Raw genomic sequence first — 21189 nt, 5'->3', positions numbered from 1 at the left:
CGCGTCGACAACATTCTTGACTCGTTCAAGAAAGCCGCTAGGCTCCCGTGTCAGTGGAGGAACTCCTGCGCGCCCACGATCTCCGCGTCACCCGGCCCCGTCTGGCGGTGCTCGCCGTCGTCAACGAGCATCCGCACGCGGACACGCACGCGATTCTCGACCGTGTGCGCGAGCAGCTTCCCGAGGTGAGCCATCAGGCCGTCTATGACGTGCTCGCCGCCCTCAGTGGCGCCGGGGTGCTGCGGCGGATCCAGCCCCAGGGCTCGGTCGCCCGCTATGAGGCGCGCGTCGGGGACAACCACCACCACGTGGTCTGTCGCGCCTGTGGGGCGGTGGCCGACGTCGACTGCGCCGTCGGGGAGGCCCCCTGCCTGTCGGCGTCCGACACCCGCGGATACGCGATCGAGGAGGCCGAGGTCATCTACTGGGGTCTCTGCCCCGACTGCCTGGCCGCCTCCGGCGAGATCTCTCCACCCGGCGAGAACCCCGCACCCGGCGAGGACCCCGGTCGCAGCGATCCCGAAACCTCCACCCTCCCACCCCCGAACCCCCGAAAGGACGCCCGTGTCTGAGACAGACAAGCCCGATGCCGTCGTCGGCGAAATGACCCAGTCAGAGCCCGGCAACGGCGGCTGCCCCGTCGCCCACACCCTCACCAACCCGCTCGTGGGCAACCCGAACCAGGACTGGTGGCCCGAGCGCCTCAACCTCCGGGTCCTTGCCCGGAACCCGGCCGAGATGAACCCCTACGGCGCCGACTTCGACTACGCGACGGCGTTCTCGAGCCTCGACCTCGCCGCCGTCAAGGCCGACATCGCCGCGGTCCTCACCGACTCCAAGGACTGGTGGCCGGCCGACTTCGGCAACTACGGTCCGCTGATGATCCGGATGGCCTGGCACGCATCCGGCACCTACCGGGTGATGGACGGCCGCGGCGGCATCGGCCACGGTCAGCAGCGGTTCGCCCCGCTCAACTCCTGGCCCGACAACGTCAACCTCGACAAGGCACGGCGGCTGCTGTGGCCGGTCAAGCAGAAGTACGGCCGCTCCCTCTCCTGGGGCGACCTGATGACGCTCACCGGCAACGTCGCCCTCGAGACGATGGGCTTCAGAACCTACGGGTTCGGCGGCGGCCGCACCGACGAGTGGGAGGCGGACACGAACGTCGACTGGGGCCCGGAGACCGAGTGGCTCGGCGACCGCCGCTACAGCGGCGAGCGTGACCTCGAGAACCCGCTCGCCGCCGTGCAGATGGGCCTCATCTACGTCAACCCCGAGGGGCCCAACGGCGAGCCCGACCCGGCCAAAGCGGCGATCGACATCCGCGAGACGTTCAAGCGGATGGCGATGAACGACGTCGAGACGGCGGCGCTGATCGTCGGCGGCCACAGCTTCGGCAAGACTCACGGCGCCGGCGATGCCGACCTCGTCGGCCCCGAGCCCGAGGCCGCGCCGATGGAGGCCGTCGGGCTCGGGTGGAAGAGCGGCTATGGCTCCGGGGTGCTTGAGGACGCGATCACGTCGGGCCTCGAGGTGACCTGGACGAGCACCCCAACCCGCTGGTCCAACAACTACCTCGAGCTGCTCTACGGGCACGAATGGGAGCTGGAGAAGTCCCCCGCCGGCGCCTGGCAGTTCGTCGCCTCCGACGCGGAGGCGATCATCCCCGCTCCGAACGAGGGGGGCGCCCCGCGCAAGCCGACGATGCTCGTCACCGACCTGTCGATGCGCGTCGACCCGATCTACGAGCAGATCACCCGCCGCTGGCTCGATCATCCGGAGGAGCTCGAGCAGGAGTTCGCCAAGGCCTGGTTCAAGCTCACCCACCGCGACCTCGGTCCGGTGTCACGCTACCTCGGCCCCGAGGTGCCCGCCGGCCAGCTGCTCTGGCAGGACCCGCTGCCCGAGGCGCCGGCCGAGACCCTGTCGGAGGCCGACGTCACGGCGTTGAAGGAGCGGATCCTCGCCAGTGGCCTCAGTGTGTCCGAACTCGTGTCGACCGCGTGGGCGGCCGCCGCAAGCTACCGCGACACGGACAAGCGCGGCGGCGCCAACGGCGGCCGGATCCGCCTCGAGCCCCAGCGCAGCTGGGAGGTCAACCGGCCCGAGCAGCTCAACCGGGTCCTCGCCACCCTCGAGGACATCAAGGCGAGCTTCGACGAGGGTCACACGACGGTGTCGATCGCCGACCTCGTCGTCCTCGGCGGGGTCGCCGCGGTCGAGAAGGCGGCCGCGGACGCCGGCACGCCCGTGACGGTGCCGTTCGTCCCCGGGCGCGTCGACGCCTCCCAGGAGCAGACCGACGTCGAGTCCTTCGGCTACCTCGAGCCGCGCTTCGACGGCTTCCGCAACTACGAGGGTGCGAGCAGCCGGTTCGGTGCCGAGTACCACCTCGTCGACCGGGCGAGCTTGCTCGGGCTCACCGCCCCGGAGATGACCGTCCTCGTCGGCGGGCTGCGGGTTCTCGGCGCCAACTGGGACGGATCGCCCCTCGGGGTGTTCACCGACCGGCCCGGCGTGTTGAGCAACGACTACTTCGTCAACCTGCTCGACCTCGACACCGCCTGGACCGCCGAGGGCCCGCACTTCAAGGGCAGCGGCCCCCACGGCGAGTGGACCGGCACCCGGGCGGACCTCGTGTTCGCCTCCAACGCCGAGCTGCGCGCCGTCGCTGAGGTGTACGCGGCCGCCGACGGGCGCGAGAAGTTCGCCGCCGACTTCGCGGCCGCCTTCTCCAAGGTGATGCACGCGGACCGGTTCGAGATCCGCAGCTGAGAACGCCGGTGACGGGGCTGCCGGCTCACAGGCCGGCAGCCCCGCCGCGCCGCCTGGGGGCGCGGATCAGCCTTCCGGCCGGGCGGCGGCGTAGAAGTCGCGGGCGGCCGCGGTGAAGGCCCGCCGGCTCGTCTCCCAGGCGTAGAACATGTGGCCCCCGTCGAAGTGGCGGACGCTGAGGCGGGCGGCCGTCGCCGGATCGAGTCGCATCAGGTCCGCGAGCCGGTCGGTGCTCGCGAACGGGGTGACGAGGTCGTAGCGGCCGTGGCAGATGAACGTCCGCAGGTGCGGGTTGAGCGCCATCCCGTAGCGCAGGTCGTCGGTCGCCCCCTTGGGCGGGGAGAAGAAGTGCTCGGGCGCGTCGTTCTTCCATTTCGCGTTGACGTCGTAGGAGAGCAGGTGGTACTCGCGCTCGGTCTCCACGCCGATCACCCGGCGCAGCTGGGCGTTGATCGCCGCCGTGTAGACGGGGGTCGCCCCCGCGAGCGTCGGGTCCGGCCCCTCAAAGCGGCTGCGGTCCGGGAACGGGTCCGGCCCGGTGATCGTCGCGTCATAGAGACCGACGGTGGCGCGCTCGTCCCGGAGCAGCTCGCGGACGAAGGTCTCGATGCCGATCCGGCCCTCAGCCCGGGTGAGCAGGTCGACGTCGAGTCCGATCAGGTCGGCCGCCCGGGCGAGGATGCGCGCGCGCTCCTCGGCGGCCATCCCCGCCCCCCGGATGAGGAGGGTGGCGAACTCGCCGCTCGCGAACGCCTTCGCGGCGGCGCTCACCGTCTCGGTCGGGGTGCCGGCCGCGAACGCGCGGGAACGTCCGTGGTGGACGGCGGCGAGGGCCATCGTCGGGAGCGTGTCGACCCAGGCGAGCACGTCATAGTCGTTGGGGTCCAGCCCGCCGATCTCGAGCGCGGGTGAGATGAGCACCGCCCCGCAGAGCCCGACCCCGGCGCTCTCCTGGAGCATCCGCACGAGCCGCCCGACCCGGTAGCCGCCGTAGCTCTCCCCGGCGATGAAGATCGGTGATCCCCAGCGACCGTGGGCCGAGAGCCAGCGGCCGATGAACTCACAGAGCGATTCGAGGTCGCGCTTGTAGCCGAAGTAGGCGTCGGGATCCTCGGGCTTCTCCCCGTCCGTGACGGCGGCGGCGCCGGGAATGACCCGGCTGAAGCCGGTGCCGATCGGGTCGATGAACACGAGGTCGGTGAAGGGCAGCCACGAGTCGTCGTTGTCGACGAGCTTCGGGGGCATCGCCGGCAGGCGCCCGTCGGGCGGGAAGGCGACCCGGGTCGGTCCGAGCGCGCCCATCTGCAGGTAGGCCGAGGAGGAGCCGGGGCCGCCGTTGAAGACGAAGGTGACCGGCCGTTCGGGACGACGGTTGGCGTCACCGCCGGCGTCGGCGTCGGCGTCGGCGTCGGCGGTGACGAGGTAGGCGACCGAGAAGATCTCCGCGGCCGGCTTCTCATCCGTGAACAGGACGGTCCAGCCGGCGGCCGCGCGGTAGCGCAGCGGGCCCTGCGGTCCGGGCCACGCCGCGTGGATCTCCGCCGCCGCGGGCGGCCGGTGTGGTGCGGGCGCGGCGGCTGGGGGCGGGGCGGGCGCGGACGGCGAATCAGGACTGGGAGCGCTCATCGAGCCAGGCTAACGGAGAGATCGCTCGTCGAGCCCTCCGGGGGCGTCGCCTCAGGAACAGTCGCCCGCCAGGCACCCATAGTGTGCCTGGCGCGCCGACGTTCGCCTCACAGCGGCCCGGTCACGCCCGGATCGACGGTCGGCTCGAGCCCACCGGCCCGGCGACCCCGCCGGTCCCGTCCGCGCAGCCGGGCGAGCCCGACCCCGGAGAGAGCGAGCCCGAGCAGGACGACGAGCCCCTGCAGCCACGTCGGAGCGGCGAGGAACACCCCGCCGAAGACGAAGAACTCGACGGTGGTGATCCCCGCCCAGACGGCGGCGGCGAGGACGGTGAGCAGGGAGAAGCGCACAAAGGACATCGCACTCGTTCCCGACGCGATCCCGGCGAGGTTGCGGGTGCCGGTGAACCAGCGCGCCGCGAGCAGGGCGATCACCGCATGACGGTCGAGGGCGCCGGTGAGCCTGTGCACCCGAGCCGGCGGTTGACGGGCGAGCCGTGCGAGCCGACCGAGGACCGCCGGGCCGCGCCACCGCCCGAGGGCGAAGCCGAGCATCCCCCCCGCGCTCGCTCCCAGGGTCGCCGCCGCGAACACCCCGACGGGGCCGAGGCCGTGCCCGGAGGCGGCGTACACCGCGACGGCGATCACCACCGTGGAGCCGGGGATCGGCAGGAACAGCGCCTGACCGCCGGTGGCGGCGAGGACCGCGAGCAACCCCCAGTGGGCGATCAGGCGGTGGATGACGTGCGAGCTCACGGCCCTGACAGTGTGCCCGCGCCTCGGGGCCGACAGGCCCCGAGGCTCCCTGCGGACCCGGTCAGTCGTACATCTGCTCGATCGCCGCGGCGTACTTCTCGCCGATCGGCTTGCGCTTGAGCTTCATCGTCGGGGTCAGCTCGTCTCCGCCCGGAGCCCACTCCTCCCCGAGCACGGTGAACCGCTTGATCTGCTCCACCCGGGCGAGGTGGTCGTTGGCGACGTCCACCGCCGCCTGCACGGCGGCGATCACCTCCGGTCGCTGGGCCAGCTCCGACACCGGCACGTCCGCAAGCCCGTTCTGGGCGGCCCACACCGGGGCGTAGTCGGGGTCGAGCACGATCAGGGCCGTGTTGTAGGGGCGGGCGTCCCCGATCACGCACGCCTGGCCGATGATCGGTCCCCCAGACTTCAGCGCCGCCTCGATGTTGGCCGGCGACATGTTCTTGCCCGCCGAGTTGATGATCAGCTCCTTCTTGCGATCGACGATGCGGATGTAGCCGTCGTCGTCGATCGTCGCGATGTCCCCGGTATGCAGCCAGCCGTCCGAGTCGAGCGCCTCGGCGGTCTTCTCCGGGTTCTCGCGGTAGCCGGGCATCACGTAGGCGGCCCGGACGAGCAGTTCGCCATCCTCTCCGAGCTTCACCTCGGTGCCGGGTGAGGGCGGGCCGACGCTGCCGATCCGCACCGCGCCCGGCCGGTTGCAGGCCCCCGCGCCACAGGTCTCGGACATCCCCCACAGCTCGGCGACCTCGATCCCGAGCGCGTGGAAGAACTCGAGCACATCGGTGGCGACCGGGGCCGCTCCGACGTTGACGGCGAGAAGCTCGTCGAGACCGAGCATCGTGCGCAGGTTCGAGAAGATCTGTGCGTCCGCGGCAGCGACCCGCTCCTCCAGGTCGGCGGGAACCGGCTCGCCCTTCTGCAGGAGCCGGACGCGTTGCAGGGAGGCGGCCATCGCCTGCTCGAGCGGCGCGCGCGCGGCCGGCTCCTGGGCGGCGAGCATCGCCTCGAGCCCGGCCTTGAGCTTCTCCCACACCCGGGGGACGGCGAAGAACCAGTTCGGGTGGACCTGGGGCAGGAACCCGGCGATCTCCCGCGGGTTCGGGCAGTCGGTGACGGTCCCGGCGAACACGGTCGGGATGTAGTGGTGGGCCATTCGCTCGGCGATGTGGGCGGCCGGGAGCCAGGAGATCACCTTCGCCCCAGCCGGGAGGGTGAGCACCTCCGCCACGCTCGAGGCGGCCGCCATCACGTTGGCGTGGGTGATCTGCACCCCCTTGGGCGGCCCGGTCGTACCGGAGGTGTAGATGAGCGTGACTAAGTCGTCGGGCCCGATCGCCGCGACGGAGGCGAGCACGTCGAAGCTCGGGTCGGAGTCGGCCATCACCGCCGCAAGCGACAGCGTGCCGCCCGGGGCGTCGTCCCCGTGGGCGTCGACGACGATCACGTGGGTGATCGCAGGCGCCTGAGCCGCGGCCTCCTGCACGGTCGCGAGGAAGCACTGCTCGGTGACGATCACCTTGGCGCGCGCGTCGTTGAGGAGGTGGGCGACCTGCCCGGCCGGGTAGGTGTTGTAGATGCTGAACGGGGTCGCGCCGCAGGTCACCGTCGCGAGGTCGGCGAGGTGGTACTCGGGCCGGTTGGTGAGCATCAGGGCGACCGTGTCGCCGTGACGAACCCCGAGCCGGTGCAGCCCGGCGGCGAGGGCGTCGCTGCGGGTCATCAGCTCCGACCAGGTCCACGTGGTCGCATCATCGACGGTCCGGACCGCGACGGTGTCGGGGTGATTCTGGGCCGTGCGCCGCAGCGCCTCGGCGATGGTGGCGGCGTTGACAGCTTGGGGACTGTTCGCCTGGGCGGTTTGGCTCTCCATGCTGGCGGACAGAGTACGTCTTAATCGGGGTCATCGGCGCCGGTCCGCTCACCGGACGGCGGCCACCCCGCGATACTCACCCTGTCCCCCTCCCAAGGAGCATGCCCACATGACAGCACCGGCCGCGACCCACAGCGGAACCTTTCTGATCGGCGGCGAGCTGCCCGTCAACCGGCTCGGCTTCGGCTCGATGCAGCTGACCGGCAAGGGCGTCTGGGGCGAGCCGGAGGATCCGGACGCTGCCGTCGCGGTCCTCCGGCGCGCCGTCGAGCTCGGGGTCACCCTGATCGACACCGCCGATTCCTATGGACCCGTCGTCGCCGAGAGCCTGATCCGCCAGGCCCTGCACCCCTACCCGGACGACCTCGTGATCGCGACCAAGGCCGGGCTCACCCGCCAGGGTCCGGGCAAGTGGACGCCGGTCGGCCGGCCCGCCTACCTGCGCCAGCAGTGCGAGATGAGCCTCCGTCACCTCGGGCTCGAGCGGATCGGGCTCTTCCAGCTGCACCGGATCGATTCCGAGGTGCCTCTCGAGGATCAGGTCGGCGAGCTCAAGGCCCTTCAGGAGGAGGGCAAGATCGCCCACATCGGCCTCTCGGAGGTGTCGGTGCAGCAGCTCGAAGCGGCCCGCCGGGTCGCCGAGATCGCGACGGTGCAGAACCTCTACAACCTCACCAACACGAGCGCGGAGGCGCTGCTCGATCACTGCAGTGAGGCGGGGATCGGCTTCATCCCGTGGTTCCCGCTCGCGACCGGGAAGCTGTCAGCGCCGGGGGGGCCGCTCGACGACATCTCCGAGCGGACGGGACACAGCCCATCCCAACTCGCCCTCGCCTGGCTGCTCAAGCGCTCGCCGGTGATGTTGCCGATCCCGGGCACCTCCTCGGTCGCCCACCTCGAGGAGAACATCGCCGCCGCGGAGATCGTCCTCAGCGACGACGACTTCGCCGCCGTGTCGGCCGTCGCCGAGGGCTGATCCGTACGCGCTCTCCGGGGATCCGCCTGTGAGCGGAGCCCCGGACCGGCGCCTCCCTCTACCCTGTAGGGATGCCCTTTCCCGTTGCCGGCCCCGTCGGCCTCCGGGCGCGGCTCGGTCTCAGCCTCGTCCTCACCGTCCTCGCGGCCGCCGTCATCCCGGGTGGGGCCCGAGCCGCCGCAGCCCCGTGCTATGCGCAGCTGCCCGTCCCGGGCGGGATTCCTCCCTGGGGCTTTCACACCGGCGCCCCGCTGACGGGGGCCGACGGCTGGTACTCCCACGGGTTCGGGCCGATCGATCTCGCCCGGGGCCGGATCAGTGGGCGTCTCTGTGAGGCCCACGCCCGCCGTGGGCACGTCGAGCTGATCCTGATGCGAGCCCTCTCCCCGATCCTCTTCCACACCCACGTCGCCGAGAAGTGGGGCTACCCCGGCAATGAGATCCGCACCCGGGTGCGCGTCACCTTCTCCTCCGACCCGGCGTGCCGGGTCGGCACCGTCGGGATCCTCGACATGTACGCGAGCTACAACGGGGTGCGCAGCGACTCGATCCAATACCGGTTCGGGCCGGGCTGCGCGAGCGAGGATCACCTCTACCACGGCTCCCAGGTCGACGCTCAGGTGCCGCCGCTCTAGAAGGCTGGTGTCGAACTGGGCTTTTGAAGGAGGGAGAGCGGAGCTCTCCCTGATGTTGTCTCTGACGAAGGCCGGCCGCTGCGCGGCCTTTTGCTGCGCGTCGGAGACGGGACGCCGGCTTTAACTGGCCGTAGGCGCCGTCCTGGGCCGGTTGGGCAGTCCTGGGCGTCTGCGGATCGTGTTTCAGGTTGTGCTGAGTATCCATCCGCCGGGTTGGCGGTCAAGTCCGAGCACGCTGAGGCGGGCGAGGTTCACAGCGGCGGCGAGGAGTGAGAAGTCCGCGGCGACCTTGGTGCTGCCACGCACCCGGGCGCGACGACCGCCGTGCTTGCGGCGCATCAGATGCGCGATCTTGCGTTCGACCTTCGGGCGGGTCTGCCTGTAATCAGCCCGCCACGCCGGATCGGTTTGCTGGGCGCGAGCGGCGGCGAGTTGGTGTTCGTGGTGGCCGAGGTGGATGCTGCGTCCTTTCCGGCTGGCAGTGCACTGGGCGGCGAGCGGACAGCCGGCACAGAACTTCCCGAACCGGGCGACTTGCCCGCTCTTGAGCTTCCGCAGGACGACGGTGTGATCGGCCGGGCAGGTGACCGTGCCGGCGTCCAGATCGACCTGGAACACGGTCTTCGGGAACCGGCCGCCAGGCGCTCTGGGCGGCTGGGTCTTGCAGAACGTCTGGACGCCGGCCTGCTCCAGCGTGTCCAGCACCGCGCCGGTCCCATAAGCACTGTCGCCATAGACAGTCAACGGCTCGACCATCTCGGCGGTCTCGGCGGTCTCGGCGGTCTCGGCGGTCTCGGCGGTCTCGGCGGTCTCGGCGGTCTCGGCGGTCTCGGCGGTCTCGGCGGTCTCGGCGGTCTCGGCGGTCTCGGCGGTCTCGGCGGTCTCGGCGGTCTCGGCGGTCTCGGCGGTCTCGGCGGTCTCGGCGGTCTCGGCAGTCTCGGCGGTCTCGGCGGTCTCGGCGGGGAGGTCTTGGGCGAGTAGGTCAGCGACCGCCGAAGCGTCTCCAACGTTCCCGGCGCTCACGTGCGTAGCGACGATTACTTCTGAGTCGGGGTCGATCGCGACATGGCCTTTGTAACCGTCAAACCCGCGCGCGGCGGTCTTGTGCCCATGCCGGGCGTCCGGATCGACCGTTGAGATCACCCGGTCTTTCGCTACCTTGCGGGCGATCCGGAACCGGCCGTCCTGATCGGTCTCGAGGTCCTGGCCAACGACCGTCGCGAGCAACTCACCAGCCTTCTCCAAGACCGGCTCAAGCTCCAGTCCGTCCAACACAGCCAGCAACGCCCGCGCGTCCCGGGCGAGCGCGTCGACGAGTTCCTCGCGTGCCGAGCGATCGTCCCAATCACACACCGGCTTGCCGGCAGACCGGTACTCATCATCACGCGTCAGCACCGCCCGCAACCCGGCCTCCAACGACGGATCGGCGGCTGCGAGCACTCCGCGGATCGCGGAGCGGATCAAAGTGACGGTGTCCATCGTCGCGACCGCATCAAACAGAGCGGTTGAGTCCAACACCCGCCGGCGCCCGACCAACCCCGCCTGCTTCGCCGCAGCGAGCGTGACCTCGAACACCCGATCCGGCTTCTCAGACGCTGCGAGCCTGGCGCGCATATCGACCAGCACCGTGTGCACGAACCCCGGATAGTCGAAATCCAGGCCGCCCGCCGCGTACTTCCACCGCAAGTCATAAGCGAACCGGTCAACCGCTTCACGATCTGAACAGCCCTCCAGTCGCTGGAGGACCATCACGACCGCGACGATCATCGGCGGCACCGACCTGCGCCCAACCTTGGTGAACAGGTCCGCGAACATCTCATCCGGGAACAGCTCAAAGCACTCACGGTGCAACAGCCCGTAGATCGAGTCCGCCGCGATCCGGCTCTCACAGAAGCTGGTGGTCGTCGCGAACAGGTCCGGCTGGCGAGGAGAAACACCAAGACTCATACCCTCAAGTTTGACTTGAGGCTCGGACAGACCCAAGGCCGCCCAACGACCCAGTTCTCAGGCACAGCAGGAGGCCGCGCAGCGGCCGTCTTCGTCGGAGACAACCTTCAGGAGAGCTTCAGCTCTCCCCCTGTCCCAAGCCCGAAAAACACCAAACTCCTAGGTGACTCGGGGGGTCTCTACCGGCCCGTCGACGCCGCCCTCTCAGCGCTCGAGGGCGCGCCGTAAGACACCGAAGGCGAGGCTGCGCGGGTCGATCAGATCGAAGTGATCGGTGCCGGGCAGCTCCTCGAGCGCACAGTCCATTCCGGCCGCTCGTGCGGCTTGATGGTAGGCACGGCTCTGGTTGATCGGGACCCGGTCATCGTCGTTCCCGTGCACAAGCACGACCGGCGTCCGGGTGGGGAGCTGGGCGATCGGGTCGACGGCGGACCGCCGTTCGGCGTACGTCGCTGCGGGACCGCCGAGGAACGCTCGGACGGCACCGTCTCCGAGGTCGTCGTCGACGGCCGCGGTGAGGTCGCAGACGGCGGCGAGCGCGATCACTGCGGCGGCGGGTCGGCCGGCGGCGGAGACGAGCGCGAGCTGTCCCCCCGCGGAGTGGCCGATGAGGACGCCGGCGTGATGAGCGAGGGGTGCGGTGTGGCGCTCCAGCGACACGCGGGCCGCCTCGACGTCGGCGGCCGCGGCGGCGGCGGCCCCGTCACCCCGCCGGTACTCGACGTTCCAGCTCGCCCAGCCGATCTCGGCGAGTCCGACGGCGAGCCCGGACATGATCTCGGCCCCGTAGGCGACACGCCAGAAGCCTCCGTGCAGGAGGACGGCGACCGGATGGGGTCCCGGGCCCGCCGGGAGCCGCAGGGTGGCGTGCTGGTCAGGTTCGGGGCCGTAGGCGTGGCGCGTTCCGGCGGGGCCGCGGCGGTCCGCCCAGGCGGTGAGCGCCGTGAGCCGGTCGAGGGTGCTCATCGCCACTGGGCCGTCACCCCCGCTCCTGCGAGCAGCGAGTCGAGGGTGTCGATGAACGCCCACACGTCCGCGTAGGAGGTGCTGAGCGGGGCGAGGCCGGCGCGGATCACGTCCGGGGCCCGGAAGTCGACGACGACCCCGGCCCGGATGAGCGCATCGGTGAGGGCGTGGGCCCGGGGGTGGGCGAGGGCGACGTGGGCGCCGCGGCGGGCCGCGTCGCGGGGGGTGGCGACGCTGACGCCGTGGGGGGCGAGCCGCTCGTCGGCGGCGGCGATGAGAAAGCTCCCGAGCCGGCTGCCCTTCTCAGCGATCGCGTCGATCCCGGCCTCGGCGATGAGGGCGACGCCGGCGTCCACCGCGGCGAGGGAGAGGATCGGCGGCGTGCCGGAGAGGAAGCCGCGGATGCCGTCGGCGGCCACGTAGCCTGGGGCCATCGCGAACGGGTCGGCGCGCCCGAGCCAGCCCCAGATCGGCTGGCGCAGCTGGGACTGGAGAGCGCGGGCGACATACAGGTAGGCGGGTGAACCCGGTCCCCCGCAGAGGTACTTGTAGGTGCAGCCGACGGCCAGGTCGCAGCCGTCGCGGTCGAGCTGGAGCGGAACCGATCCGGCGCTGTGGCTGAGATCCCACAGCGTGAGGGCGCCGGCCTCGTGGCTGAGGGCGTTGATCGCCGCCATGTCGGCGCGGTGGCCGGAGCGGTAGGTGACGTGGGAGAGGGAGACGAGCGCGGTCGCCTCCGACAGGAGCGCGGCGACCTCGGCCGGTTCGGGTCCTCCCGCCGGGTCGCTGTCGATCCAGCGAATCGTCATCTGATGCCCGTGCGCGAGAGACTCGAGGACGTAGCGGTCGGTCGGGAAGTCGTGGAGGTCGCTGACGATCTCCCGACGGCCGGGCCGGGCGCCGATCGCCGCGGCGGCGAGCTTGTAGAAGCACACCGTCGTCGCGTCGGCGACCGCGACCTGGCCGGCCGCGGCGCCGAGCACCGCAGCGGCGATCGCATCCCCGACCTCGAGGGGAAGGTCGAGCCACCCCTCCGACCAGGAGCGGATGAGCCGCTCGCCCCACTGACGGGAGATGACGTCGGCGAGCCGATCCGGGGTGTGGTCGGGGAGTCGCCCGAGCGAGTTGCCGTCGAGGTAGACGAGGTCGGGGTCCCCGCGGAAGCGCGCCCGGAACGGGGCGAGCGGGTCCTCGCGGTCGCGCGCCTGCGCCTCGGTCAGGTCGGCCATCTCGCCCATTGTCCCGAACGGGCCGGGCGGGACGGCGATCCTCGCCCCGGGCGGTGACCGGCCGCGGGGTGGGCGACAATCCGCCGATGGACGGTGGCGATGGCTCTCAAGGGGTACCGCTCGGGCTCTACGTCCACGTGCCGTTCTGTGCAGCGCGCTGTGGCTACTGCGACTTCAATACCTACGTGCCCGCCGACGCGCAGGCGCCCCAGAGCTTCCTCACCGCCGCTCACCGGGAGCTCGAACTCGCCCGTACGCGGGTCGGCGCCCGTCCGCTGACGACGGTGTTCTTCGGCGGCGGGACGCCGACCCTGCTCGGCGCCGACGCCCTGGTCGCGCTTCTCGCCCACGCCGAGGACCTGTTCGGACTGGACCCCGACGCGGAGGTGACGACCGAGGCGAACCCCGAGTCGATCGGACCGGACGGCCTGCGCCGGCTCCGGGCCGGCGGGTTCACCCGCCTCTCCGTCGGGATGCAGTCGACCTCCGCGCGGGTGCTCTCGACCCTCTCACGAGTCCACACCGCCGGGCGGGCCCTGGAGGTCGCTCGGGAGGCCCGGGCGGCGGGCTTCCCCCACGTCTCCCTCGACCTCATCTACGGCACTCCGGGTGAAACCGATGAGGAGTGGGCGGCGACGCTCGAGGCGGCGCTGTCAGTCGCCCCCGATCACCTGTCCGCCTACGCCCTCACGGTGGAGGCGGGGACGGCGCTCGCCGCCGAGGTGCGCCGCGGTACGGTCGCGGACGTGGATGAGGAGATCCAGGCGCGACGGTGGGCGGTCGCCGAGACGCGGCTCAGCGCCGCCGGAATGGCGTGGTATGAGATCTCCTCCTGGGCCCGCCGGCCCGAGGACCGCTGCCGGCACAACCTCGGCTACTGGCGCTCGCATGACTGGTGGGGAATCGGGCCGGGCGCCCACTCCCACCTCGCCGGGGTGCGCTGGTCCAACGTCCGTCACCCCGGCGCGTATGCCCGCCGCTGCCTCGAGGGACGCTCGCCGGTCGCCACCCAGGAACGTCTCAGCGCTCAGCAGCGGGCCCTCGAGGCGCTGATGCTCGGATTGCGGACCCGCGAGGGGGCCGATCTCGGCCTCCTCGACGAGCGCCGTCGCCGGATTGCCGCGGCGGAGGAGCGGGCCGGCCGGGTGCGGATCGCCGACGGCCGGATCACTCTCACATCCACCGGACGCCTGCTCGCCAGCACCGTCACGCTCGCGCTCGCGCCATGACCGGGTCCGGAGCAGACCGCTGATGGGAGGCATCACCGCCTGGGTCCTCGCCGACCCGTTGTCGCTCGAGAATCCGTCGCTGGCCGGCGCCGACCGGGTTCTCCTGATCCAGAGCACTGCCGCCTTGAGCGCCCGGCGCTTCCACCGCCAGAAACTCCATCTCGTCCTGACCGCGATGCGACGGTACGCCGCGGCCTGCGAGGCCCGCGGGCTGTCGGTCGACTACGTCCGGGCGCCAACCTTCCGCGCCGGCCTGGACGAGCACGTCCGCCGCCATCGCCCCGACCGGGTGGCGCTGCTGGCTCCCCACAGCCTGCGCGGGCGCGAGCGCCTCGGTGCTCTGGCGGGAGTCGACCTGGTGAGCGGGTCGCTGTTCCTCACCGACCCGGAGGCGTTCGCCGACTGGGCGTCCGGACGCCGGCGGGTCGTGATGGAGGACTTCTACCGCTGGCAGCGCACGCGGCTCGGGGTCCTGATGAACGGGGATGAGCCGTGCGGTGGCCGCTGGAACTTCGACGCAGAGAACCGGCGGCGGATTCCCCGCGACCTAACCCCTCCCGCTGCGTGGCTCCCGGAGGAGGATGCCCTCGACTCGGAGGTCCGCTCAGAGCTGGACCGGCTCGGTCTCGACACCTGGGGGGAGGACGGGCACCGCCGCTGGCCGGCCGATCGCCAGCAGGCCGAGCAGGCGCTCGCGCACGTTCATCGACGGCTTCGACTGGGTAATGACTCCGAACGTGTTGGGTATGGCGACCTGGGCCGACGGCGGTGCGATGATGACCAAGCCGTACGCGGCAAGCGGACGCTACATCGACCGGATGTCCGACCACTGCCGCGGGTGCCGGTACGAGCCGGGCCGGCGGACCGGTGAGGACGCCTGCCCGTTGACGACGCTGTACTGGAACTTCCTCGACACCCACGCCGACCGGCTCGCGGGCAACCGGAGGATGCAGATGCCCCTCGCCAACCTGCGGAGGATCCCCGCAGCCGAGCGGGCGGCCATCCGCATCCGGGCGGATGGCCTCCGGATCGAGTTCGGCGCGTGACCGAGCTCTCCCGGAACCGACTCCAACCTCTCCGAGCGGCCGTGCTGGAGGCCGTTATCCTCGCCGCCGGTGTCTGAGTTCGACCGAGACGGGGGCCCGGAGCCCCAACCCGCCCCCGCGGACGCCGCCCCTGCGCCCACGGGCGCGTCCGTGGACGCCGCGTCGCCGGAGGCGGTCCCGCCGTCCTCGGGCGCCCGGGATGGCTACCGGCGACTGCTCCTCGTCGAGGATGACGCCGGCGATGCCCTCATCGTCGAGGAGCTGCTGCGCGACGCGTGGCCGGAGCTTGAGCTCACCCACGCCCGCTCGATCGCCGAGGCGGAGTCACTGCTGTCGGAGCGGCCATGTGATTGCGTCGTCCTCGACCTCGGCCTCCCCGACGCCCGCGGTCTTGACGCGCTCGCGCGGATTCAGGACATCGCCCCGGAGATCGCCGTCGTCGTGCTCACCGGTGACGTCGACCAGGACCGCGGGATCGCGGCGCTGACCGCGGGCGCCCAGGACTATCTCGTCAAGGGGGAGATGGGCGGAGAGGGGCTCGCCCGAGCCGTCGGCTACGCGATCCAGCGCAAGCTGTCAGAGCGGACCACCCGGGAACTCGCGGTCCTGCGGGTGCAGACGGCCGCCAACGCCCGTGTCCAGCGCGGTCTCATCCCCCACCCGCTGCTCAGCCACGAGGACATCACCGTCACGAGCCGTTACCGCCCCGGGAACCTCCGTCAGGTCCTCGGCGGAGATTTCTTCGACGTCGTCCAGACCGAACCGAACTGCGTGCACGTGGCGCTCGGGGACGTGTGCGGGCGCGGTCCGGATGAGGCGACGCTCGGCGTGCTGCTGCGGATCGCCTGGCGGGTGCTCACCCTCGCGGGCGCGGCACCGGGCAGGATGCTGGAGATCCTCGATCGCCTCGTCGTGCAGGAACGTCACGCCGACCATGTGTATGCGACGCTCGCGAGCGTCCGGATCGACCTCACCTCGGGGACCGCGACGGCAGCGATCGCCGGTCACCCGCCGCCGATACTGAGCGCCGACGGCCAGGCGCGGCTGCTGACGCCGGGGACCGGAGGACCTCCGCTCGGGCTGGGCCAGGGCCGCGACTGGGAGATCGTGCAGACGCCGCTCGGTACGCAGTGGACCCTGCTGCTCTATTCCGACGGTATCTATGAGGGTCGGGTCGATGGGGAGGGGCCGCGCCTCGGCATCGACGCGTTCGTCGACCTGCTCGGCGGCCTCGCCCGTACCGGGTCACTGTGGGATGAGCTGCCCGACGCGCTGATCGGGCGGGTCGAGACGATGAACGGCGGACCTCTTGACGATGACGTCGCGCTGCTCGCGCTGCGCTGCGATCCACGTCGATGATCCGCACAGAGCTTCCCAGGGTCGCCCTCCCCGCCCGGACTGCCCTCACCCGCCGGCTCACCCTCGGGCGCCTGCTCGCGCTCGTCGCCGCCGGCCCGGCGACGGTGGTGATCCTCGCCGTTGCCGTCGGGATCGCCGCGATCACGCACCAGAACGCCGTCCGGGCCGACCTCATCGGCCGGGTCGAGCCGGCGAACGTCGCCGGCCTGCGGCTGCTCACCGCGATGGTCAATCAGGAGACCGGGATCCGCGGCTTCGAGCTGACCGGCAACCGCCAGTTCCTCCAGCCCTACCAGCTCGGAGTGACCGAAGCCGCGACGGAGGAGAGGATCCTCGCCCGCGCTCACGTGACCGGTACCGCAGCGGCGTTCACCACCGCACTCGCCAGCATCCACGCCTGGGAGAGCGCAACGGTCGCGCCCGCGCTGCGGACCGGCCCAGCCGGGCTCGGCCACCACCGCATCGACACGACGCTTGTGGACAAGGCGCGGTTTGACGCGATCCGGGCCTCCCTCGGTGAGCTCAGCACCCGGATCGGGGTCGCCGTCATCCGGGTCAAGGGTGCCCTCGCGCGCTCGGCCGCGGCGACCGAGGTCGCCTTCTCCGTGATCGGCGTCGCCCTCATCCTCTCTCTGCTCGCTGCCGGCCTGCTGCTGCGTCGCTTCGCGACCCGACCACTGGCCGATCTCGCCGGTGCGGCGCGCGAGGTCGCCGAGGGTCAGCTGGACCGGTCGGTGCTGACCGACGGCCCCCGGGACCTCGCGCGGCTCGCCGCCGACGTTGAGGGGATGCGTCTCGCACTCGTTCGCGAGCTCGCCGCCGCCCGGGAGACACAGGATCAGCTGAGCGTCGTGGCGGCGGATCTGCGCCGCTCCAACAGTGAGCTCGAGCAGTTCGCCTACGTCGCCTCCCATGACCTGCAGGAGCCCCTGCGCAAGGTGACGAGCTTCTGTCAGCTGCTCGAGAGCCGCTATGGCAACGACCTGGATGAGCGGGGGTTGCAGTACATCGCCTTTGCCGTCGACGGAGCCACGCGGATGCAGCAGCTCGTCAATGACCTGCTCGCCTTCTCCCGGGTCGGCCGCAGCGGTCGGGCGGTGGAGGCGGTTCCCCTCAACGAGCTGGTCGCCGCCGCCCTCAGCGATCTCGGGGACGCCGTCGAGGCAAGCGGGGCGACCGTCACCGTCAAGCCGCTGCCGACGCTGACGGTCGAACCTGCGCTTCTGCGCGCCGTGTTCCAGAACTTGATCGCCAACGCGATCAAGTTCCGCGCCGAGGCAGCTCCGCAGGTGCGCATCGAGGCGGTCCGCGACGGAGAGGAATGGCAGATCTGTTGCAGCGACAACGGGATCGGGATCGACGCCGAGTACGCCGAGCGGATCTTCATCATCTTCCAGCGCCTCCACACCCGAGAGGCGTATCCGGGGACGGGGATCGGTCTGGCGATGTGCCGAAAGATCGTCGAGCACCACGGGGGCAGAATATGGCTCGATGAGAGCTACCGGTCGGGAACGCGGATGTGCTTCACGCTGCCGGTGGAATCGATGATGACAACCTCAGGAGAGCCGTTGAGTGAATGAGCTAGACCCGATCGCCGTCCTGCTCGTCGAGGACGACCCCGGAGACGTCGTGCTCGTCCAAGAGGCGATGTCCCAGGACAAGATCGCCAACGAGCTGTTCGTCGTCCACGACGGGGTCGAGGCCCTCGAATTTCTCCGGGACCCCGACAACCGGGTCCCGGACCTGATTCTGCTTGACCTCAACCTGCCCCGCAAGGACGGCCGGGAGGTGCTCGCCGAGATTCGCACCGACCCGCAGCTCAGCCACCTTCCCGTGGTCGTCCTCACCACCTCTGAGGCGGAGGCCGACATCCTCGCCAGCTACGAGCTGCACGCCAACGCCTACGTCAGCAAACCGGTCGACCTCGACCGGTTCCTCGAGGTCGTCCGCGCGATCGACAATTTCTTCATCTCGATCGTCAAGCTGCCGGGGCGGGGGGCGTGAAGGTCACGCCGCGCCCGTCACCCTCCGAGCGGGCGCGGCGGATGCTCGCTGAGGAGCCGAACCTGACCCTCGCGACGGTGTCGGCCGCTGGCGTCCCGTGGATCTCTCCGGTGTTCTTCAGCGCCGATGCCGCCGACGACCTGTACTGGACCTCCGAACCGAGCGCGCGCCACTCGGTCAACGTCCGCGAGACGGGCACGGGTGCAGCCGTCGTCGTCCGTGCCCACCCGGGCGAGCCGGTGGACGCGGTGTACATGACCGTGCGCTGTGTCGAGCTCGGAGCGCCCGAGGAGATCCTCGCCGCGACCGCGGTGATGGCCGCCAAGCCCCAGCCGGAGCGCTGGCGGATCCGAGATCTCGCGCAGGTCAGCCCGGGCGGACCGTGGCGCATCTACCGCGGCCACCCCGAGACGGTTGAGGTACGCCTGACCGCCGAGCGCGATGGCATCCCGGTCGCCCGGCGGACCCACGCTGACTTCCGATCCGCGCCGGAAGCGGCTCGGTGAGCGGACGCGCCCGCCCGGCCGAGTCTGTCTGGGACTATCCCCGCCCTCCGGCGGTTGTCGCCTGTGAGCGGCACGTACGGATCGAGCTCGGCGGGATGAGGGTCGTCGACTCCAATCGCGCCCTCCGGGTCCTCGAGACGAGCCACCCCCCGGCCGTCTACGTCCCGTCCGCGGACGTCCGGCCCGGCGTGCTCGTCCTCAGCGACCAGCCCGCGACCCACTGTGAGTTCAAGGGTGCCGCCGACTACCTTGACGCGATCGTGGAGGGACGCCGCAGGCGAGCGGTCGCCTGGACCTACCCGAGCCCGACGCCCGCCTACCGGGCCCTCGCCGGGTACGTCGCTTTCTACCCCGGCCGGGCCGACGGTGCCTGGCTGGACGACGAACGGGTGGCCGCCCAGCCCGGGGACTTCTACGGGGGCTGGGTCACCGCGGAGATCCAGGGGCCGTTCAAGGGCGGTCCCGGCACCTGGGGCTGGTAGCGCCTGACGCCGGGACCGGGGTTCGTCGGCGTGGGTGAGAGCGGCCCGGCCGGCGTGTCGTGAGCGTGGCCCGCCGCCGAGCCCGATCACCCGGCGCGGGTCGCCCCGCCGCCGAGGCACGGCCCGCGTCGCTCAGGTCGCTGCGGGGAGTGTCGTCGCGAGCAGATCGGCAAGCGCCCGGAAGTGTCGTTCGCTCGCCGCCTCGTTGTAGGCCCCCATGTCCGACATCGTGTACCCGTGATGGGCCCCGGCGTAGAGCTCTGTCGTATGGGTGATCGCGGCGGCGTCCATCGCGGCGTCGAGGGTCCGGATGTGCTCCGAGCTCATGCTCTCATCCTCGTCGGCGTGCCCCCAGTACACCCGAGCCTTGACCTGGGGAGCGAGCAGGTGGGGGCTGTCGGCATCCTCGGTCACCATCCGGCCGGTGTGGAAGCCGCCGAGGGCGGCGACCCGGTCGGCCTGATCGGCGGCGATGATCCACCCGAGCCGCCCACCCAGGCAGTAGCCGGTGATCCCGACCGGGCCGGGGCTCAGCTCTGCGAGCTTGGCGACGTAGGCGGCCCCATCTGCGCGCACCCGCTCGGCGGTGAGCGACCCCATCAGCGGGCCGATCGTGGCAAAGAACGCGCCTCGCGCCTCGGAGTCGTTGAGGTCGGGCGTCTCCCACAGGGGAGCCCGACCGGCGCGGTAGAACACGTTGGGGGCGAGGACGGTGTACCCGTCAGCCGCGATCCTGTCGGCCATCTCCTTGATCCGGTCACGCAGGCCGATCGCGTCGATCATGAAGAGGACCCCGGGGTGCGTGCCGGGGCGGTCGGACATGCTGAGGTAGCAGTCAGCGACCCCGTCAGGGGTCGGTACGTCGATCATCGAACCGTTCATGGGGTCAGCTTCGCAGGTCTCCGGTATGCCCGACGTCTGACGGGGACCGGGGCAGCCGGCACATGAGAGTCCTGTCATGCACCCCGGAATCGGCGGCCCCACCTGACATCGTTGGGGCGTGCCCGGAGAACAGTGCCAGCGGATCGGCCACGGCGGCGCGAGCGCGCTCGCGCCCGCCAACACGCTCGACTCCTTCGACGCCGCCGTCGGCGTCGGCGTCGACATGGTCGAATTCGACGTGCGCGCTCGGGGACGCCAGCTTGTCCTCGCCCACAGCCCGCTCGATCTCCACCGCCGCGACTGCCTCACCCTCACCGCCGCTCTCGCCCACCTCAGCCTGCCCCGATTCCACGGCGTCGGGATCAACCTCGACGTCAAGCACGTCGGCTGTGAGGCCGCCCTGCTGGAGGCGCTCGGCCACCGCAACCTGCGTGATCGTGCCCTCGTCTCCTCCCAGGTGAGCGGTGTCCTCGACCGTATCCGGACCCGGGACGAGCAGGTGCTGACGGGCATCTCCATCGGCGGGCGGCTTGCCCGTTTCAGCCGGCGCTGGGCCGACTGGCGCGGGCAGGTGCTCGCCGGGCTGGCCACCCGGCGCTGGGACGCGCTCATGGCCCAACATCGGCTCATCGATCCGGAGCTGCTGGCCGCCATCCGCGACCGGGACGGCCGGCTATATGCATGGACGGTGAACGACCGCGCGAACATCGAGTCGCTACGCGGCCTCGGGGTGGATGGGATCACCTCCGCCGACCCGCGTCTGTTCGCGGCCTGAGAAGGTCATCCCCTCCGCCCCCTGCGGGCGTCCGGCAGCCGTCGGATCCGCGGTGGGCAGGCAGCCCGGCCGGGCGAGCCCGGACGGAGCGCCCCGGCGCTTGAGTTCGGCGAAGAACGGC

20 protein-coding genes are annotated in these 21189 nt (G+C 71.3%); 13 read left to right on the top strand and 7 right to left on the bottom strand.

Annotation, left to right across the window (positions count from 1 at the left end):
- Positions 1–47 precede the first annotated feature (47 nt).
- A complete protein-coding gene (locus M3M55_RS08105) occupies positions 48–572 on the top strand; it encodes a Fur family transcriptional regulator (RefSeq protein ID WP_371878739.1) in 525 nt (174 codons plus the stop codon).
- A gap of 31 nt (positions 573–603) precedes the next feature.
- A complete protein-coding gene (gene katG / locus M3M55_RS08100) occupies positions 604–2775 on the top strand; it encodes a catalase/peroxidase HPI (protein WP_371878753.1) in 2172 nt (723 codons plus the stop codon).
- Positions 2776–2841: 66 nt separating this feature from the next.
- On the opposite strand, the gene M3M55_RS08095 is transcribed toward katG, so the two are convergent.
- The 3 genes from M3M55_RS08095 to M3M55_RS08085 form a co-directional block, all read right to left on the bottom strand.
- Positions 2842–4401, bottom strand: a complete 1560-nt coding sequence (locus M3M55_RS08095; RefSeq protein ID WP_249012314.1) for a S10 family peptidase — start codon at positions 4399–4401, stop codon at positions 2842–2844.
- 107 nt (positions 4402–4508) lie between these two features.
- The gene (locus M3M55_RS08090) at positions 4509–5156 is read right to left on the bottom strand and encodes a DedA family protein (protein ID WP_249012313.1); all 648 of its coding nucleotides are present in this window, start codon (positions 5154–5156) and stop codon (positions 4509–4511) included.
- Between the two features lie 61 nt (positions 5157–5217).
- The gene (locus M3M55_RS08085; protein WP_249012312.1) at positions 5218–7032 is read right to left on the bottom strand and encodes a long-chain fatty acid--CoA ligase; all 1815 of its coding nucleotides are present in this window, start codon (positions 7030–7032) and stop codon (positions 5218–5220) included.
- A 109-nt stretch (positions 7033–7141) separates the two neighbouring features.
- Between M3M55_RS08085 and M3M55_RS08080 the strand changes: the two genes are divergently transcribed.
- Together M3M55_RS08080 and M3M55_RS08075 are read left to right on the top strand one after the other, a co-directional pair.
- Positions 7142–8008, top strand: a complete 867-nt coding sequence (locus M3M55_RS08080) for an aldo/keto reductase (protein WP_249012311.1) — start codon at positions 7142–7144, stop codon at positions 8006–8008.
- A gap of 71 nt (positions 8009–8079) precedes the next feature.
- Entirely contained in the window at positions 8080–8643 is a 564-nt protein-coding gene (locus tag M3M55_RS08075; protein ID WP_249012310.1) for a hypothetical protein, read from the top strand.
- A gap of 183 nt (positions 8644–8826) precedes the next feature.
- Here M3M55_RS08075 and M3M55_RS08070 read toward each other — a convergent pair whose 3' ends face one another.
- The 3 genes from M3M55_RS08070 to M3M55_RS08060 all read right to left on the bottom strand — a co-directional run bounded on the left by M3M55_RS08070 (position 8827) and on the right by M3M55_RS08060 (position 12785).
- Positions 8827–10590: a transposase gene (locus M3M55_RS08070; RefSeq protein ID WP_249012309.1), complete on the bottom strand. Its 1764-nt coding sequence runs from the start codon at positions 10588–10590 to the stop codon at positions 8827–8829.
- A 204-nt stretch (positions 10591–10794) separates the two neighbouring features.
- Positions 10795–11556, bottom strand: a complete 762-nt coding sequence (locus M3M55_RS08065) for a S9 family peptidase (RefSeq protein WP_249012308.1) — start codon at positions 11554–11556, stop codon at positions 10795–10797.
- Entirely contained in the window at positions 11553–12785 is a 1233-nt protein-coding gene (locus M3M55_RS08060) for a kynureninase (protein ID WP_249012307.1), read from the bottom strand. Before M3M55_RS08060 ends, M3M55_RS08065 begins: the two co-directional genes overlap by 4 nt.
- Before the next feature lie 86 nt (positions 12786–12871).
- Between M3M55_RS08060 and hemW the strand changes: the two genes are divergently transcribed.
- The 8 genes from hemW to M3M55_RS08020 all read left to right on the top strand — a co-directional run bounded on the left by hemW (position 12872) and on the right by M3M55_RS08020 (position 19411).
- On the top strand, positions 12872–14014 hold the full coding sequence (gene hemW / locus M3M55_RS08055) for a radical SAM family heme chaperone HemW (RefSeq protein ID WP_249012306.1): 1143 nt from the start codon (positions 12872–12874) through the stop codon (positions 14012–14014).
- Positions 14015–14036: 22 nt separating this feature from the next.
- The gene (locus M3M55_RS08050; protein WP_249012305.1) at positions 14037–14885 is read left to right on the top strand and encodes a cryptochrome/photolyase family protein; all 849 of its coding nucleotides are present in this window, start codon (positions 14037–14039) and stop codon (positions 14883–14885) included.
- A gap of 13 nt (positions 14886–14898) precedes the next feature.
- Entirely contained in the window at positions 14899–15060 is a 162-nt protein-coding gene (locus tag M3M55_RS08045) for a hypothetical protein (RefSeq protein WP_249012304.1), read from the top strand.
- Positions 15061–15129: 69 nt separating this feature from the next.
- Positions 15130–16419 carry a PP2C family protein-serine/threonine phosphatase gene (locus M3M55_RS08040; protein ID WP_249012303.1) on the top strand — a complete coding sequence of 430 codons (1290 nt, stop codon included), beginning with the start codon at positions 15130–15132 and terminating at the stop codon, positions 16417–16419.
- On the top strand, positions 16416–17999 hold the full coding sequence (locus M3M55_RS08035; protein WP_249012302.1) for an ATP-binding protein: 1584 nt from the start codon (positions 16416–16418) through the stop codon (positions 17997–17999). Before M3M55_RS08040 ends, M3M55_RS08035 begins: the two co-directional genes overlap by 4 nt.
- Positions 17992–18423 carry a response regulator gene (locus M3M55_RS08030; RefSeq protein WP_249012301.1) on the top strand — a complete coding sequence of 144 codons (432 nt, stop codon included), beginning with the start codon at positions 17992–17994 and terminating at the stop codon, positions 18421–18423. Before M3M55_RS08035 ends, M3M55_RS08030 begins: the two co-directional genes overlap by 8 nt.
- Positions 18420–18929, top strand: coding sequence for a pyridoxamine 5'-phosphate oxidase family protein (locus M3M55_RS08025; protein ID WP_249012300.1), 510 nt, complete (start codon positions 18420–18422; stop codon positions 18927–18929). The genes M3M55_RS08030 and M3M55_RS08025 overlap by 4 nt, the downstream gene beginning before the upstream one ends.
- Positions 18926–19411 carry a DUF427 domain-containing protein gene (locus tag M3M55_RS08020; RefSeq protein ID WP_249012299.1) on the top strand — a complete coding sequence of 162 codons (486 nt, stop codon included), beginning with the start codon at positions 18926–18928 and terminating at the stop codon, positions 19409–19411. The genes M3M55_RS08025 and M3M55_RS08020 overlap by 4 nt, the downstream gene beginning before the upstream one ends.
- Positions 19412–19543: 132 nt before the next feature.
- Here M3M55_RS08020 and M3M55_RS08015 read toward each other — a convergent pair whose 3' ends face one another.
- Entirely contained in the window at positions 19544–20293 is a 750-nt protein-coding gene (locus M3M55_RS08015) for a dienelactone hydrolase family protein (protein ID WP_249012298.1), read from the bottom strand.
- Positions 20294–20411: 118 nt separating this feature from the next.
- Between M3M55_RS08015 and M3M55_RS08010 the strand changes: the two genes are divergently transcribed.
- Entirely contained in the window at positions 20412–21068 is a 657-nt protein-coding gene (locus M3M55_RS08010) for a glycerophosphodiester phosphodiesterase (RefSeq protein ID WP_249012297.1), read from the top strand.
- Positions 21069–21189: the final 121 nt, after the last annotated feature.

The organism is Conexibacter sp. DBS9H8 (assembly GCF_023330685.1).
GTDB lineage: Bacteria > Actinomycetota > Thermoleophilia > Solirubrobacterales > Solirubrobacteraceae > Palsa-465.
The sequence above is the reverse complement of the archived record's forward strand: the minus strand, read 5'-3'. Positions and strand labels throughout refer to the sequence as shown.

Bases quoted from the DNA above. Each gene is read 5' to 3' on its own strand.
- M3M55_RS08075 (WP_249012310.1), top strand. From the start codon at position 8,080: ATGCCCTTTCCCGTTGCCGGCCCCGTCGGCCTCCGGGCGCGGCTCGGT.
- M3M55_RS08095 (WP_249012314.1), bottom strand. From the start codon at position 4,401: ATGAGCGCTCCCAGTCCTGATTCGCCGTCCGCGCCCGCCCCGCCCCCA.
- M3M55_RS08015 (WP_249012298.1), bottom strand. From the start codon at position 20,293: ATGAACGGTTCGATGATCGACGTACCGACCCCTGACGGGGTCGCTGAC.
- M3M55_RS08060 (WP_249012307.1), bottom strand. From the start codon at position 12,785: ATGGCCGACCTGACCGAGGCGCAGGCGCGCGACCGCGAGGACCCGCTC.
- hemW (WP_249012306.1), top strand. From the start codon at position 12,872: ATGGACGGTGGCGATGGCTCTCAAGGGGTACCGCTCGGGCTCTACGTC.
- M3M55_RS08050 (WP_249012305.1), top strand. From the start codon at position 14,037: ATGGGAGGCATCACCGCCTGGGTCCTCGCCGACCCGTTGTCGCTCGAG.
- M3M55_RS08065 (WP_249012308.1), bottom strand. From the start codon at position 11,556: ATGAGCACCCTCGACCGGCTCACGGCGCTCACCGCCTGGGCGGACCGC.
- M3M55_RS08080 (WP_249012311.1), top strand. From the start codon at position 7,142: ATGACAGCACCGGCCGCGACCCACAGCGGAACCTTTCTGATCGGCGGC.
- M3M55_RS08070 (WP_249012309.1), bottom strand. From the start codon at position 10,590: ATGAGTCTTGGTGTTTCTCCTCGCCAGCCGGACCTGTTCGCGACGACC.
- katG (WP_371878753.1), top strand. From the start codon at position 604: ATGACCCAGTCAGAGCCCGGCAACGGCGGCTGCCCCGTCGCCCACACC.
- M3M55_RS08035 (WP_249012302.1), top strand. From the start codon at position 16,416: ATGATCCGCACAGAGCTTCCCAGGGTCGCCCTCCCCGCCCGGACTGCC.
- M3M55_RS08085 (WP_249012312.1), bottom strand. From the start codon at position 7,032: ATGGAGAGCCAAACCGCCCAGGCGAACAGTCCCCAAGCTGTCAACGCC.